The 15,372-nt window shown below is 66.1% G+C and carries 12 protein-coding genes; 4 read left to right on the top strand and 8 right to left on the bottom strand.

Annotated features, from left to right (window positions below; genetic code table 11):
* Positions 1–6: 6 nt before the first annotated feature.
* From QX048_RS28370 to QX048_RS28355, 4 genes are all read right to left on the bottom strand, one after another.
* Positions 7–1,083: an enoyl-CoA hydratase/isomerase family protein gene (locus QX048_RS28370; protein WP_315827398.1), complete on the bottom strand. Its 1,077-nt coding sequence runs from the start codon at positions 1,081–1,083 to the stop codon at positions 7–9.
* Positions 1,080–2,225: an acyl-CoA dehydrogenase family protein gene (locus QX048_RS28365; RefSeq protein WP_315714438.1), complete on the bottom strand. Its 1,146-nt coding sequence runs from the start codon at positions 2,223–2,225 to the stop codon at positions 1,080–1,082. The genes QX048_RS28370 and QX048_RS28365 overlap by 4 nt, the downstream gene beginning before the upstream one ends.
* Before the next feature lie 184 nt (positions 2,226–2,409).
* Positions 2,410–3,906 carry a CoA-acylating methylmalonate-semialdehyde dehydrogenase gene (locus tag QX048_RS28360; RefSeq protein ID WP_315827397.1) on the bottom strand — a complete coding sequence of 499 codons (1,497 nt, stop codon included), beginning with the start codon at positions 3,904–3,906 and terminating at the stop codon, positions 2,410–2,412.
* Between the two features lie 186 nt (positions 3,907–4,092).
* The gene (locus QX048_RS28355; RefSeq protein WP_315827396.1) at positions 4,093–4,749 is read right to left on the bottom strand and encodes a TetR/AcrR family transcriptional regulator; all 657 of its coding nucleotides are present in this window, start codon (positions 4,747–4,749) and stop codon (positions 4,093–4,095) included.
* A gap of 154 nt (positions 4,750–4,903) precedes the next feature.
* Here QX048_RS28355 and QX048_RS28350 point away from each other — a divergent pair, with 154 nt between their 5' ends.
* From QX048_RS28350 to QX048_RS28340, 3 genes are all read left to right on the top strand, one after another.
* Positions 4,904–5,674: an enoyl-CoA hydratase gene (locus QX048_RS28350; RefSeq protein WP_315827395.1), complete on the top strand. Its 771-nt coding sequence runs from the start codon at positions 4,904–4,906 to the stop codon at positions 5,672–5,674.
* Positions 5,675–5,812: 138 nt separating this feature from the next.
* Positions 5,813–7,000: an acetyl-CoA C-acyltransferase gene (locus tag QX048_RS28345; RefSeq protein WP_316159494.1), complete on the top strand. Its 1,188-nt coding sequence runs from the start codon at positions 5,813–5,815 to the stop codon at positions 6,998–7,000.
* Between the two features lie 86 nt (positions 7,001–7,086).
* Entirely contained in the window at positions 7,087–8,370 is a 1,284-nt protein-coding gene (locus QX048_RS28340) for an MFS transporter (protein ID WP_315827393.1), read from the top strand.
* A gap of 2 nt (positions 8,371–8,372) precedes the next feature.
* Here QX048_RS28340 and QX048_RS28335 read toward each other — a convergent pair whose 3' ends face one another.
* Positions 8,373–9,932, bottom strand: coding sequence for an acyl-CoA carboxylase subunit beta (locus QX048_RS28335; protein ID WP_315714444.1), 1,560 nt, complete (start codon positions 9,930–9,932; stop codon positions 8,373–8,375).
* Positions 9,862–10,848 carry an IclR family transcriptional regulator gene (locus tag QX048_RS28330; protein ID WP_315714445.1) on the bottom strand — a complete coding sequence of 329 codons (987 nt, stop codon included), beginning with the start codon at positions 10,846–10,848 and terminating at the stop codon, positions 9,862–9,864. The genes QX048_RS28335 and QX048_RS28330 overlap by 71 nt, the downstream gene beginning before the upstream one ends.
* Positions 10,849–11,232: 384 nt before the next feature.
* Here QX048_RS28330 and glsA point away from each other — a divergent pair, with 384 nt between their 5' ends.
* Positions 11,233–13,092, top strand: a complete 1,860-nt coding sequence (glsA, locus tag QX048_RS28325) for a glutaminase A (RefSeq protein WP_315827392.1) — start codon at positions 11,233–11,235, stop codon at positions 13,090–13,092.
* Between the two features lie 675 nt (positions 13,093–13,767).
* Here glsA and QX048_RS28320 read toward each other — a convergent pair.
* Complete coding sequence (locus QX048_RS28320; protein ID WP_315714447.1) at positions 13,768–14,124, bottom strand: Zn-ribbon domain-containing OB-fold protein; 357 nt, start codon at positions 14,122–14,124, stop codon at positions 13,768–13,770.
* Positions 14,121–15,257, bottom strand: coding sequence for a thiolase family protein (locus tag QX048_RS28315; RefSeq protein WP_315714961.1), 1,137 nt, complete (start codon positions 15,255–15,257; stop codon positions 14,121–14,123). The genes QX048_RS28320 and QX048_RS28315 overlap by 4 nt, the downstream gene beginning before the upstream one ends.
* Positions 15,258–15,372: the final 115 nt, after the last annotated feature.

The following is a 15,372-nucleotide window of genomic DNA, read 5'->3' as shown; positions in this document are numbered from 1 at the left end:
TGATTGTTATCTGCTCTGCGGAAAGGTCAGCTCGTCGGCGCCAATCTCGGCAAGATATGGCGCCAGCATGTCCGGTGTCACCTGATCGACATCAGGCGGCGACCATCTGGGATTGCGGTCCTTGTCGATGATCGCCGCACGCACGCCCTCGCGGAAATCGTCGCTGCGGAACACTTCGAGCGCCGCACGATACTCGCGCACCAGGCATTCCTCCAGGGACGCCGCACCGCGTGCCAATCGCAGCAGCTCGAGCGTCACGACCATGCCGCGCGGCGACTTCTCCTGCAGCGTCTTCAGCGTCGCCAACGCGAGCTCCGAGCCGTCCGCTTTCAAGGCGGCAAAGATGTCGTGCATGCTGTCATGGGCGAACCAGGCGTCGATCTTGGCCTGCTGCGCCGCCACCGGGCCGGACGTCTCCGACGTCGCGAAGCCTGCGATCAGCCGGTCGATCTCGATCGACAGCGTCCCCGGCCTGACTTTGGTCAGGACCTCGCGCAGCGCCGGCCATTTCTCGGTCGGCACCACGGCATCGGCAAAGCGCGCATGGATCGCATCGGGCCCGTTCATGATCTGCCCGGTCAGGCCGAAATAGGCGCCGAGTTCGCCGGGCGCGCGCGACAAGAGCCAGGTGCCGCCGACGTCGGGAAAGAAGCCGAGACCGACTTCGGGCATTGCGAGCTTGGTCTTCTCGGTCACGATGCGGTGGCGGCCATGCGCCGACAGCCCAACGCCGCCGCCCATCACCAGCCCGTCCATATAGGCGACATAGGGTTTTGGAAACGCCGCGATGCGCGCGTTCATGATGTATTCCTGGCGCCAGAACACCTTGCCGAGATCGCCATTCGTCTTCGAGCTCTCATAGAGCCCGCGGATATCGCCGCCCGCACAAAGTCCACGCTCGCCCGCGCCTTCGAGCACGACAATTGCGACGGCCGGATCGCCCTCGAACCGATCCAGCGCGGCGTCGATGCCCATCGACATCTCCAGCGTCATCGCGTTGATCGCCTTCGGCCGGTTCAGCCGGATGATGCCGGCCGAGCCTTCGCGGCGGACGATCAGGTCGCCTTCGATAGCCTCGGTCATCGCGCCGCCTCGATCAGCTTGCGCGACACGATCAGGCGCATGATCTCGTTGGTGCCTTCGAGGATCTGATGCACGCGCAGGTCACGCACGATCTTCTCGATGCCGTATTCGCTCAAATAGCCGTAGCCGCCATGCAGCTGCAGCGCCTGGTTGGCGACCTCGAAGCCGACATCGGTCCCGAAGCGCTTGGCCATAGCGCACAGCATGGTCGCGTCAGCATCCTTGCGGTCGAGCGCAGCCGCCGCGCGCCAGACGAAGGTGCGCGCCGCCTCCAACTCGATCGCCATGTCGGCGATGCGAAACTGCAGCGCCTGGAATTCGTCGAGCCGCTTGCCGAACGCCTTGCGCTCTTTCGTATAGGCCAGCGTCTTGTCGAGCGCCGCCTGCGCGCCGCCGAGCGAGCACGCGGCAATGTTGAGGCGGCCGCCGTCGAGCCCGGCCATGGCGATCTTGAAGCCGATGCCCTCCTCGCCGAGCCGGTTGGCCACCGGAACGCGCGCATTCTCGAAGATCACCGCGCGGGTCGGCTGCGCGTTCCAGCCCATCTTGCGCTCATTGGCGCCGAACGACACGCCGGGGGTATTGGCATCGATCACCAGGGTCGAGATGCCGCCGGGACCGTCGGCTCCCGTGCGAACCATCGCAACGAGGATATCCGTGGCGCCCGCGCCGGAGATGAACTGCTTCTGGCCGTTGAGCACGTAGTCGTCGCCCTCGCGCGCCGCGCGCGTGCGCAGCGCCGCCGCATCGGAGCCCGCGCCCGGCTCGGTGAGGCAATAGCTCGCGATCAGGTCCATGGCGCAGAGCTTCGGCAGGTAAGCCTGGCGTTGGGCCTCGGTACCGAAGGTGTCGATCATCCACGAGGCCATGTTGTGGATCGAGATGAAGGCCGACACCGTGGGGCAGCCCGTCGCCAGCGCCTCGAAGATCAGCGCCGCATCGAGCCGGCTGAGACCCGAGCCGCCGACATCGTCGCGGATGTAGATGCCGCCCATGCCGAGGCTTGCGGCCTCCCGCATCACATCGACGGGAAAATGCTTCTCCTCGTCCCAGCGCAGCGCATGCGGCGCGATCTTCTCCGCCGCGAAGGCGCGCGCCATGTCGCGCACCGCGATCTGATCCTCGTCGAGAGCGAACTGCATCCGTTCTCCGCGTTTCCTGGTCTTGTTTGTTGGCCGTGGCGCCTCTTCACACTCCGTCATTGCGAGCGAAGCGAAGCAATCCAGAGTCTTTCCGCGGAGGCAGCCTGGGTTGCTCCGCCGCTTCGCTCCTCGCAATGACGGAGTGGGAGCCCTAGCGGGCTCCCACTGTTGTCAGTTCATCTCATCACTTCATCAGCGGGATCGAGAATTCCGCGCCTTCCTTGACGCCGGACGGCCAGCGCGAGGTGACCGTCTTGGTCTTGGTGTAGAAGCGGATCGAATCCGGGCCGTGCTGGTTGAGATCGCCGAAGCCGGACTTCTTCCAGCCGCCGAAGGTGTAGTAGGCGATCGGCACCGGGATCGGCACGTTGATGCCGACCATGCCGACATTGACCTTGGCCGCGAAGTCGCGCGCGGCGTCGCCGTCGCGGGTGAAGATCGCGACACCGTTGCCGTAATCATGCTCCGACGGCAGCGCCAGCGCCTCGGCATAGTCCTTGGCACGAACGACCGACAGCACCGGCCCGAAGATCTCCTCCTTGTAGATCCGCATGTCCTTGGTGACGTTGTCGAACAGACAGCCTCCCATGTAGAAGCCGTTCTCATAGCCCTGCATCTTGAAGCCGCGGCCGTCGACGGCGAGCGTCGCCCCCTCCTTGATGCCGATGTCGACGTAGTTCTTCACGCGCTCGACCGCCTCGCGGGTGACCAGCGGGCCGAAATCGGCCGATGGGTCGACTGACGTGCCGATCTTGAGGCTTTCCACGCGCGGGATCAGCTTCTCCATCAGCCGGTCGGCCGTGGTCTTGCCGACGGGCACCGCAACCGACACCGCCATGCAGCGCTCGCCGGCCGAGCCGTAGCCGGCGCCGATCAGCGCATCGACGGCCTGGTCGAGATCGGCGTCGGGCATCACGATGGCGTGGTTCTTGGCGCCGCCGAAACACTGGCAGCGCTTGCCGTGGGCGGCGGCGCGCTCATAAATGTACTGCGCGATCGGCGACGAGCCGACGAAGCCGATCGCCATGATGTCCGGATCCTCGAGGATGGCGTCGACCGCCACCTTGTCGCCGTTGACGACGTTGAGGATGCCCGGCGGCAGACCGGCCTCGATCATCAGCTCGGCGAGCTTCATCGGCACGCCCGGATCGCGCTCCGACGGCTTCAGGATGAAGGCATTGCCGCAGGCGATGGCGGGAGCGAACTTCCACATCGGAATCATCGCCGGGAAATTGAACGGCGTGATGCCGGCAACGACACCGAGCGGCTGGCGCATCGAATAGATGTCGATGCCCGGACCGGCACCTTCGGTGTACTCGCCCTTCATCAAATGCGGAATGCCGCAGGCGAACTCAACCACCTCGAGGCCGCGCTGGATGTCGCCCTTGGCATCTGGAACGGTCTTGCCGTGCTCGCGGGCCAGCAGCTCGGCGAGCTGGTCGTAATCGCGCTGCGCGAGTTCCAGAAACTTCATCATGACGCGCGCTCGGCGCTGCGGATTGGTGGCGGCCCAGGCCGGCTGCGCGGCCTTGGCGTTCTCGACTGCGGCCCGGAGCTCGGCGCGGGACGCCAGCGCGACCTTGGCCTGAACGTCGCCGGTCATGGGCTCGAAGACATCGGCCGTCCGTCCAGACGTGCCCTTGACCTCTTTGCCGCCAATAAAATGGCCGATCGAACGCATGGGGTATCCTCCGCAGGGGTAAGCAGTGCCGAATTGGCCGGCATCTTGCAGTCTTTGCGGCGTTTGGGAAGGGTCTAAGCGCTGATCGGCGCTGCGAAAATGCCGCCCCTTCGCTCGGTCGGCACGATCACGGCAGACCCCGCGGCGTGCAGCGTGCCGCGTCCAGCATCCGAGCCGCGCGACGGATCAGCGCTTCTCGGCTACCACCTTCTTCACGGGCCTTTTTGCGGGTGCCCGCACAAGTGCCCTGCCCGCCGGCCCACCTCCGCTGGCGACGGCCAGCGCCACCTCGCGCCCGGAGTTCAGGATATCGTCTGACAATTCGCCGCTGCCCATGAGTCGCGCCATCACGAGCGTCCCCGCCAGCGTCGCGAGCATCGCCGAAGCCCGCTTCCGCGCAGTCTTGGCCGGTACGTCGACGATGTACTCGGCGAACAGGTCGATCAACTCTTCCAGCTTCGCAGCAAAGGCCTTGCGGGTCTTGGCGCTCTCGCGCGCGATTTCCGCTCCGAGCGCAGGAACCGCGCAGCCGTGACCGACATCGTCGCGATGGCCGGCGGACAGATAGCCGTCGACGATGGCCGAGAGCCGCTTCTGCGGCGGCAACTGGTCCAGCAGCTTGCGCCAATGCTCCATCGAACGATCGATCGCATAACCGAACGCCTCCACGACCAACGCCTCGCGCGAATCGAAATGCGCGTAGAAGCCGCCGTGAGTCAGTCCGGCCTCCTTCATCAGGTCTGCAACCCCGACACCATGAGCGCCACGCTCGCGCAGCCGCACCGATGCCTTGCGCACGATCCGCGCGTGGGTTTCCGCCTTGTGTTCCGGAGAGTAACGCATTGCCGTCCCATTGAATGTCTGCGGTCATACTATAACAGCTCTGCGTCCTGCTCGCTGCAGCTATTTGATGAATTCGAGTTGATCTAAATCAACTTCGCTGGCCTGATTTATTCCCGGCACACCCCTGTTGCCCAGGAACCCGACGAGGACGACCATGGACACGCTCAATTCCCACTGCGGCGTGAGTCGTGACGGCCAAGGCGTCGTTCGGCTGACGATCTGCAATGCAGGCGCGCTCAACATTCTCGGTTCGGCGGCGATTCTCGACGTGGAAGCCGGGCTGCGATCGCTCGCCTCCGACGCCGCCATTCGCGTTCTCGTTTTGGCCGGCGAAAGCGGGAAGAGCATGATCGGCGGCGCCGACATCAAGGAGATGGCAACGCTGGACCAGGCTTCAGCGGAAACCTTCATCTCGCGACTTGCCGGGCTCTGCGAAGCGGTGCGACATTTTCCTGCCCCCGTGATTGCGCGGATGCCGGGGTGGTGTCTGGGTGGCGGATTGGAGGTCGCAGCGGCCTGCGATATCCGTGTCGCGGGACACGACGCCAAGTTCGGCATGCCCGAGGTGCGTGTCGGCATTCCCTCGGTCATTCATGCCGCGCTGCTGCCACGTCTCATCGGCTGGGGCCGCACGCGCTGGCTGCTGATGACCGCCGAGACGATCGACGCGCCGACCGCTCTCGCCTGGGGCCTCGTCGATGCCGTCGCCGCCGAGGGAGAACTCGACATCGCGGTCGAGAAGGCCGTGGCATCCCTGCTCGCCTGCGGTCCCGAAGCGCTGCGGACGCAGAAGGCTCTGCTGCGGCAATGGGAGGAGCTGCCGCTGAAGGAGTCCATCGAGATATCGATCGGCGCCTTCGGACGGTCGTTCCTCACCGACGAGCCGAAACGGCTGATGCAACATTTCATCGACCGCAAGCGATAGCAAGTTTCTCCAAGTCTCGCCTCGCAGATCCCGGCAGCCTCGCGCCAGCTTCACGACGGTTCAGCAGGGACCGCCGGGGTTTCCTCTTGCGAGAGATTATTATATGATGATTATCATATTTCATCAGAAAGCCTTGTCATGGCCTCGTCCGATTCCGTCGTGATCCTGTCCGCCGCCCGCACGCCGTTGGGCCGTTTCATGGGCGAATTCTCGCCGCTGAGTGCGAACAAGCTCGGCGCGCACGTGATCGGATCCGCGCTCGAACGCGCCACCGTTTCGCCCGATGCGGTCCAGGAGGTGTTCATGGGCAACGTGCTGTCGGCCGGCCAGGGCCAGGCTCCGGCACGGCAGGCCGCGCGCGGTTCCGGCCTGCCCGACGCCACCGGCGCCACCACCATCAACAAGGTCTGCGGCTCCGGAATGAAGGCCGCGATGCTGGCGCACGACGTCATTCGGGCGGGCTCCGCCGAGATCGTCGTGTCGGGTGGCATGGAGAGCATGAGCAATGCGCCATATCTGCTGACCAAGGCGCGCGGCGGCTATCGTGCTGGCCACGATCGGATCCTCGATCACATGATGCTGGATGGCCTGGAGGACGCCTATGAGACCGGACGCTCGATGGGCGATTTCGGCGAGGCCACGGCCGAGGCCTATCAGTTCACCCGCGCCGACCAGGATGCCTACGCCATCGAGACGCTGACGCGTGCGCGCAAGGCGGTCGAAGGCGGGGCGTTCAAGGCCGAGATCGCCCCGATCACGATCGTCGAGAAATCCGGCCCGCGCCTGGTCGCCAACGACGAGCATCCGCTCAAGGTCGATCCGGTGAAGATCCCGGCGCTGAAGCCGGCGTTCCGCAAGGACGGCACGATCACGCCCGCAGCGTCCTCCGCGAACGCGGATGGTGCCGCCGCGCTCGTGCTCGCCGCGCGGTCGCGTGCCGATCGCGACGGGCTGCCTGTCATCGCGGAGATCAAGGGCCACGCCACCCACAGCCAGGAGCCGCAATGGTTCACGACGGCGCCGATTCCGGCGATCAGGAAACTGCTCGACAAGGTCGGCTGGCGCGTCGAGGATGTCGACCTGTTCGAGATCAACGAGGCCTTCGCCGTCGTTGCCATGGCCGCGCAGCGCGACCTTGGCATCCCGCGTGACCGGCTGAACGTCAACGGCGGCGCCTGTGCGCTCGGCCACCCGATCGGCGCCACCGGCGCGCGGCTGATCGTGACGCTGCTGCATGCGATGAAAGCGCGCGGGCTGAAGCGCGGCGTGGCCGCACTGTGCATCGGCGGCGGCGAGGCGACTGCGATCGCCGTGGAGCGACCCTGATGTCCTGAAACGAGGGAACTTAGCCATTTATGTCATTTGGGCGCCCTGGCAGAATGGGCGCGCAACCCCATCGAACTGAGAGCCTCATGATCTCGAACCAACTTGCAGCGATCCTTGGACGGCGCAACATCCATTACGGCTGGGTGATGGTCGCCGTGACGTTCTTCACGGCCCTGGTGTCCGCCGGCACGGTGGGCGCCCCCGGCGTGTTCATCGTGCCCCTCCAGCAGGAATTCGGCTGGAGCACCGCGGAGATCTCCTCGGCGCTCTCCATCCGCTTCGTGCTGTTCGGGCTGATGGCGCCGTTTGCCGCCGCCCTGCTCAACCGCTATGGCCTTCGCAACATCACGCTGCTGGCCCAGTTGATCGTGGTCACCGCGCTGCTTTCGTCGTTGGCGATGAGCCAGGTCTGGCATCTCGTGCTGCTGTGGGGCGTCGTGATCGGCATCGGCACCGGCATGACCGCCTTGGTGCTGGGCGCGACCATCGCCACGCGCTGGTTCGTCGCGCGGCGCGGCCTCGTCGTCGGCATTCTCACGGCCAGCGTCGCGACCGGACAGCTGGTGTTCCTGCCGCTGCTCGCCAGCCTCACCGAGCGGCTCGGCTGGCGCGTCGCGCTCGGGCTGATCTGCATCATGCTCGGCGTTTCCGCCACCGCCGTGCTGCTGCTGATGCGCGATCGCCCGAGTGATCTCGGCCTCCGGCCCTATGGCGACAACGGCACCGACCCGATCGCCGCCCCCTCGCCCGTCACCACGCCGATCCTCGCCGCCGCCCTCGGCACCCTCCGCGACGCCTCGCGGGCGCCGGTGTTCTGGATGCTGTTTGCGACGTTCTTCATTTGCGGCGCCTCGACCAACGGCCTTGTCCAGGTGCATCTCATCCCGATGTGCCTCGACTTCGGAATTCCTCAGGTGCAGGCGGCGAGCCTGCTCGCCGCGATGGGCATGTTCGATTTCGTCGGCACGATCGTCTCGGGCTGGCTGTCGGACCGGTACGACAATCGCTGGCTGCTGTTCTGGTACTACGGCCTGCGTGGTCTCTCGCTGCTGTTCCTTCCGTTCACCGACTTCTCGTTCTATGGCCTGTCGCTGTTCGCGATGTTCTATGGCCTCGACTGGATCGCCACCGTGCCGCCGACGGTGCGGCTGACGGCGCAGCGGTTTGGGCCCGAGCGGGCCAACCTGGTGTTTGGCTGGGTGTTCGCCGGACATCAGCTCGGCGCCGGCACCGCCGCGTTCGGCGCCGGCCTGTCGCGCACGCTGCTCCAGAGCTACCTGCCGGCGTTCTTCACCGCCGGCGCGCTCTGCATCGTCGCGGCGCTTCTGGCGCTGGCGATCGCGCGGCAGGCGAAGCCCGCCGCGGCGTAAGCTCACGGCCGCGTCGTCATCGCCGTGGGCGGCCCGGGCGTGCGCAGCGGCTCGGCGAGGCGGGCGAACTCGCACAGCAGCGCGCGCGTCTTGCGGGGATCGATGATCTCCTCGACCCAGAACTTCTCGGCCGAGCGGAACGGCGAGCGCAGCTTGGTCAGCCGCTCCTCGATCTCCTTGAGCTTGGCCTTCGGATCCTGCGCGGCATCGATCTCGGCGCGATACGCCGCCTCGATGCCGCCCTCGAGCGGCAGCGAGCCCCAATGGGCCGACGGCCAGGCATAGCGGATGGAGAATCGATCGGCCGGCTGATGCACGACGCCAGCGACGCCGAAATTATTGCGCACGATCACCGTGCACCACGGCACCGTCGACTGGTTGACCGCCGCCATTGCGCGCACGCCGTGGCGGATGGTCGCGGCCTTCTCCGCCTCGAGGCCGACCATGAAGCCGGGACAGTCCATCAGGTAGACGATCGGCAGATGAAAGGTCTCGGCGAAGTCGACCCAGCGGATCACCTTCTGGCAGGCGTCCGCCGTCCACGAGCCTCCGAAGTGATAGGGATCGCTCGCCAGAACCATCACCGCGCGGCCCTCGAGCCGCGCGAGGCCGATGATGATCGGACGGCCATAGTTCTGCGCCACCTCGAAGAACGAGCCGTTGTCGACGACGGACTCGATGATCGGCCGCATCTTGTAGACGCGCCGGCGATCCCGCGGCACCGCGCTGATGAGCTGCTCGTCGACGCGCTGCGGATCGTCGGTGCAAGGCAAGGTCGGCGGCAGCTCGTAGACCGACGACGGCAGATAGGACAGGAAGCGCCGCGCGCAGGCGAACGCCTCCGCCTCGGTGTCCACAGCATGATCGACGCCGCCGGCCTTGGTCTGGATGTCGGCGCCGCCGAGCTCCATCTTGCCGAGGTCCTGGCCCAGCCGCTTCACGACCGGCGGCCCGGCGACGAACATCGCCGACTGCTTGGTCATCACCGAGTAGTGGCTCGCCGCGAGCCGCGCTGCGCCAAGCCCCGCGACCGAGCCGAGGCCGAGCGCGACCACCGGGACCAGCGACATGTTCTCGGTCGTGTAGCGGTACCAGCGATTGCCGCCGATGCCGCCGGGCAGATTGGCCGCGCCTTTGGTCTCGATCGTCTTGACCGAACCGCCGCCGCCGGAGCCCTCGATGATACGGATGATGGGCAGACGGAAGTCGTGCGCCATCTCCTCCGCCATCAACGGCTTGGCGGCGATTGAGGCATCGGCCGAGCCGCCACGCACGGTGAAATCGTCGCCGACCACGACCACGGTGCGGCCGTCGACGCGGGCGCGCCCGAACACGCAATTGGCGGGCGTGACGTGCTTGAGCTCGCCCTGCTCGTCATACTCGCCGAGGCCGGCGACCGCGCCGATCTCGTGAAAGCTGCCGGGATCGACGACGCCGTCGATGCGCTCGCGAACGGTGAGGCGGCCCTGGTCGTGCTGACGCTTGACCTTGTCAGGCCCGCCCATCTCCCGCGCGAAGGCTTCGCGCCGGGCCAGTTCCTCGAGCTCCGGCTGCCAACTCATTCGTTCCCCCTGCCCCGGTGATGGTCTTGTTCTTGTGGTTAGTCTTCGCGTTCACCTGGAGCGGTTTTCTGTCCATCCGGTTGTTGAAGACGTCGGCTTCCGCGCCCTGCAGCAGCGCGGCGATGCTGCGGCCGAGCTCGCGCATCGGCTGGGCGACCTCGTCATGCAGCCGCTGCTCGTCGTACATCGCCGACAACAGCCCGATCGTGAGCACGACATAGGTCTGGTATTGCGGCGACCACAGCGGCAGCGCGACGCCATTGATGTGCGGGCTCCACAGGCCGCAGGCCACGACGTAGCCATGCTCCTTGAGAAACTGTCTGTTGTGCTCGAGGCGTGGCCGCAGCAGCTTGGCCGCGTCAGGCATCTCGCGCTCCATCTCGGCCAGCAAGGCGTCGCCGACCTCCGGCTCGAGCGCGGCGACATATGCATGACCGGCCGCGGTCGAGGCCATCGAGATGCGGCTGCCCGTGGTCTCATGCAGGCCGAGCGCATTCGCGGCGCGGCCGAACTCCAGATAGACGAGGTGGAAGCGATCGGGAATCACGAAGCCGACGGTGCCGGGCAACTGCTCGGCGACGTCCTGCAGCCGCTGCCGGATCAGATTGCGCAGCTGCAAGCCTCTGGTCATCGACGTGCTCATCGCCACGGCACTCGGGCCGATGCGGTATTTCTGATCGCGCGGCAGGTAGACCAGCTGACCCATGCGCGTCAGCGTGTGCGTCAGCCGCGACACCGTCGACCGCGGCAGGCCGCAGCGGTTGGAGATTTCGAGATTGCCGAGCCGCGCCTCGTGCCCCTCGAAACAGCGAAGCACGTCGAACGCCCGCGACACCACCTGAATGACCTCGCCCTCGCCGGCGAGATCTCCGGGCAGCATGCTGCCCCTGCTCAATCGCTCAGACCGTCGTCCCATGCGTTTCCCACCAATTCCGTCATGCGGAATGATATTCCGCTTATTGAACAAGCTAGCCCAGCCGTTTTGCCGTCACAACAGCAGACCGTCTCCAAAACCCGCCATTCTTCAGCGTGTTGGCACAAGACTCGGCCTCCTCAGGCAATCGGCTGCAGGATGCGGGAGGGACGATCGTCGCCGGCTCCAATGCGCGGTACCGCAGCGCCGGCTTTCGATGGGCACCGCCTTCCGCGCATGGCAACACGGGGCGGTCATCGCGCCCGCAAACCCGCTCAATCGGTGAGCAGCGGCAACATTTGACCAGCGTTGCGACAAGTGTGGGCTGGCTGCGCCGTCGCGGCTGCGACATAACCGGCGCGAGACCTTGTTCCCGCCGAGCTTGCCATGACCACCCACCCGAGGCCGATCCGACATCCGCAGCATTGGGCGACGGCCGCGATGCCCCCGCTGCAGCGCTTCCTGTCGGCCTGCCATGCCGACTTCTGGCCCGACCATGACGGCGCCGTCGCGAACTACATCCCCGAGCTCGGCAAGGCCGACCCGGCGCATTTCGGCATCGGCCTCGCCACATTGGACGGCCACGTCTACGAGGTCGGCGACAGCCGCGTGCCGTTCACAATCCAATCGATGTCGAAGCCGTTCGTGTTCGCGCTCGCGCTCGATACGCTCGGCTCTGACGAGGTCGAGCGCGTGATCGGCGTCGAGCCGTCCGGCGATCCCTTCAATTCGATCCGGCTCAATGCCGAGAACCACCCGTTCAATCCGATGGTCAATGCCGGCGCGATCGCGTGCAGCGGCCTGATCCGCAAGGCACGTCAGAATGACGCCTTCGAGACCATCCGCGACGCGCTCGGCCGCTTCGCCGGCCGCAAGCTCGATGTCGACGACGCGGTGTTCGCGTCGGAAGCCGCCACCGGCGATCGCAACCGCGCGATCGCCTATCTGCTGCGGACGTCGGAGGTCATCAGGGAGCCTGTCGACGACGTGCTCGCGGTCTACTTCCAGCAATGCGCCGTGCTCGTCACCGCGCGCGACTGCGCGATCATGGCGGCCACGCTCGCCAATCGCGGCGTCAATCCCGTCACCAGCGAGCAGGTGGTGACGCCCTATGCGGTGTCGCGCACGCTGTCGGTGATGACCTCGTCGGGCATGTATGACTTCGCCGGCGAATGGATCTACCGTGTCGGCATTCCCGCCAAGAGCGGCGTCGGCGGCGGCATCCTGGCGAGCCTGCCCGCGCGGCTCGGGCTCGGCAGCTATTCGCCCAGGCTCGACGGTCACGGCAACAGCGTGCGCGGCATCAAGGTCTGCGAGGCGCTGTCGGCGCATTACGGCCTGCACATGCTCAACCGTTCCGACGATGCGCGCACCACGATCATCGCCGACTACGACATCGGCGCCAGCCCGTCGCGACGCAGCCGCCGCGCGCAGGAGCGCAACATCCTCGCCGCACATCCGGACGCGGTGCGCGTGCTCGAGCTGGTCGGTACGCTGTCGCTCTCCAACGTCGACTACGTCTCGCGCCAGCTTGCGGCGAGCACGCGACCGCAATTCGTCATCGTCGACCTCCATCGCGTCACCGCGATGACACAAGCAGGCGTGCGCCTGCTTTCCGAGCTGTTTCACGAGCTCGCCGACTTCGACGTGACCGTCGTGCTGTCGGGCATCCGCCGCAGCTCGCCGGAATGGCAGGAGATCGCGGCCCGCACCGGCGACATCAGGAACGTCCGCGACTTCTACCTGCTCGACGCCGCGATCGAATGGGCCGAGGACCAGATCGTCTATCGCTATGGCGGGGCGATCGACTTCCTCGAAACCACCGAGCTCGCCGAGCAGCCGCTGCTCGCCGGGCTCTCCGCGGACGAGCGCCACGAGCTCGCGGCGCTCGCGACCATCCGGCACTATCAACAGGGCGAACGCATCCTGGCGGCCGGCGATGCTGCGGCCTCGCTTTTCTTCCTGCGCTCCGGCGTCGTCCACGTCACCCTGCCCGACGGCATCCGGCTGGCGACGCTGACGGCAGGGCAATGCTTCGGCGAGATGGCACTGCTGGAGCCCGTGCGCTCCGCCGACGTCGTCGCGGATTTCTCCGCCACCGCTTTCGAGATCTCGCTGGTGGATTTCGAGCGTTTCCGCGTGCGCCATCCGAAAGCCGGCGAGCGCATCATGCGCAATCTGGCGCAACTGTTGGCGGAGCGCCTGACGGTCGCCAATGCGCGGCTCAACCTGCTCGCGGCAGACTGATTTCAGTGCGTCGAAGTCCGTCATCGACGTGTCGCACGCGGTCGAAGCAAACAAATACTCAAGGTTGCAATTCACAGTAACTAACAGCTTCCGGTCGATAATTCGCATCACTCGTATTTGTACGGGCTCGCCTAAACGTTACCGGGACTCGGTCGCAGGACAACCATAAGCGAGCCCAATTCACGCCGCATTACCCGACGATGTTCTGAACCGTCGATGAACGCCGAGTGGGGACTCGCGAAGCGAACGTCGAAGTGGGGTGTTCCGAGTAAAATTCCAGCCGACGTAGCGTGTGTATTTGCGCCACGGAGAGTCGTGTCCAGTGTCCAGGGAGGAAACGGCATGAAGGAAGCCACTAAGAGGGCAACGTCGGAGGCACTCGCGCATATGCTGGCGGTGACATCCATGATCGTCATCGCCAGCGTCCTGTTCTACGGGCGATGAAGGGCTGTCTGGAGGTTCTGCGTCGCAGTTTCTTCATCGCCCGTAGGTAGGAATGTGAGCTTGATTGCTCACGCGAACGACCGAGTTGAGTTGCGTTTGAGTTAGTAGGCGTAGCGTAACAGTATTGTGTCAATCGCGCGGCGATCCGGGTCGGGACGAATTTTTCATGCGTATCGTCCCGCCTCGGCCGCCCGCGGTCGACCTTTTCAGACGTCGTTCTGTTCCCCATCTTCATTTGACTTTCCCGAAGTACGGCACGATGCCGCCTGCGAAGGTGACGAAGCAGGCCATGACGAGATCGCCGATCGCAAGTTCGTGGTCGCCATGGGCCATGATGCGAAAGCCCTCACGCATATCCACCAGCACGATGTTGTAGGGCACATGCGCGCGCGTCTCCGGCGTCGCGGCACGACAGACCAATGATGCCGCATAGATGGTACCTTCGCCCGTCGCCGCGTGATCGGTGAGCGCAAGCGAGCCGCAGGCCGCGCAGAAGCCGCGGCGGAAATACTGCAGGTGGGCACAGCACGCACAGCGCTGAAAGCGAATCGCTGCAACCCCCCTGGTCCAGTCGGACGATTCGCTCATCGCACACGCTCCCAGAACATGCTGACATGCGACGACAGCACGCCGCCATCGCCGTGCAGCAGCGCCAGCGCTGCTTCGCGGACTTGGCGAGGTCCGGCGCGCCCCGTCATCTGCAGATGCGCTTCGCTCAGATGCGCCATGGCGCCGCCGACGCCGCAATGACCGTAGCTGAGCAGCCCGCCATGGGTGTTGAGCGGCACGGCGCCGTCGCGGCTGAAATGACCGGCCCTGACCCGCGCCGCCGCCTCGCCGCGGCCGGCGAGGCCGAGATCCTCGAGCAGCATGCAGAGCGTGATGGTGAAACTGTCATAGACGGCGGCGTAGTCGACGTCTTTGATGTCTACACCCGCTGCTGCCTTCGCCTTCGCGATCGCAATCTCGGCGCCGAGCTCGCTCAGGGCCGGCGCCGCCGTGACGTGCTGATGCGTGTGCGCCTGGGCGCAGCCACGCACGCGCACCGCCGTCGCTCCGGTCGGCTCGCGGCTGATGATGATGGCGGCGCCGCCGTCGGACACCGGACAGCAGTCGAGCAGCTTGAGCGGCCGCGCCACCGGCTTCGATGCCATGACGTCCGCGATGGTGATCGGCTCATGGAATTGCGCGCCGGGATGATCGAGCGCATGCGCCCGCATCAGCACGGCGAACTCGGCGAGGTCATGCTCGGTGACGCCGTATTCGTGCATGTAGCGCGAGGCGACGAGGCCGTAATAGGCAGGGATGGTCGGCCCGAGCGGCAGCTCATAATCGGGATGGCCGACCTGGGCCAGCGCCTGGATCGACGCATCGCGGCTCTGCCCGGTCAGCCGGTTCTCTCCGGCGACCACGAGCATGTGCCTGACGACGCCGGCTTCGACCAGGTGATGCGCGAGCATCACCATCGCGAGCCCGGTGGCGCCGCCGACCTGCACCGCATGGGCGTAAGAGGGTGTGATGCCGAAGTGCTCGGCGAACACGGTTGCGAGCATGATGTGCGGCGACACCGTGGAATAGCCGCACAGGATGCCGTCGATGTCGCGCCGCGTCAGCCCGGCATCGTCGAGCGCGAGCTGCGCGGCCAGGCTCATGAGATCGAGCGAGGAGCGGCCGTCGTGTTTGCCGAACGGCGTGAGACCGGTGCCGGTGACGTAGGTCATCTGGCGCACCAAGAGCACCGCCGCGCTCCCCTCCCCCTTGCGGGGAGGGGTCGGGGGTGGGGGTGGCCGCACGAGGAGTCGTCGTGGGGTACCCCCCTCCCTGCCCCTCCCCCAC

This window comes from Bradyrhizobium sp. SZCCHNS30572, assembly GCF_032484415.1.
In the GTDB taxonomy this organism is placed as follows: Bacteria; Pseudomonadota; Alphaproteobacteria; order Rhizobiales; family Xanthobacteraceae; genus Bradyrhizobium.
Note: the sequence above shows the minus strand (reverse complement) of the source record. Positions and strands in the feature narration are given on the sequence as shown.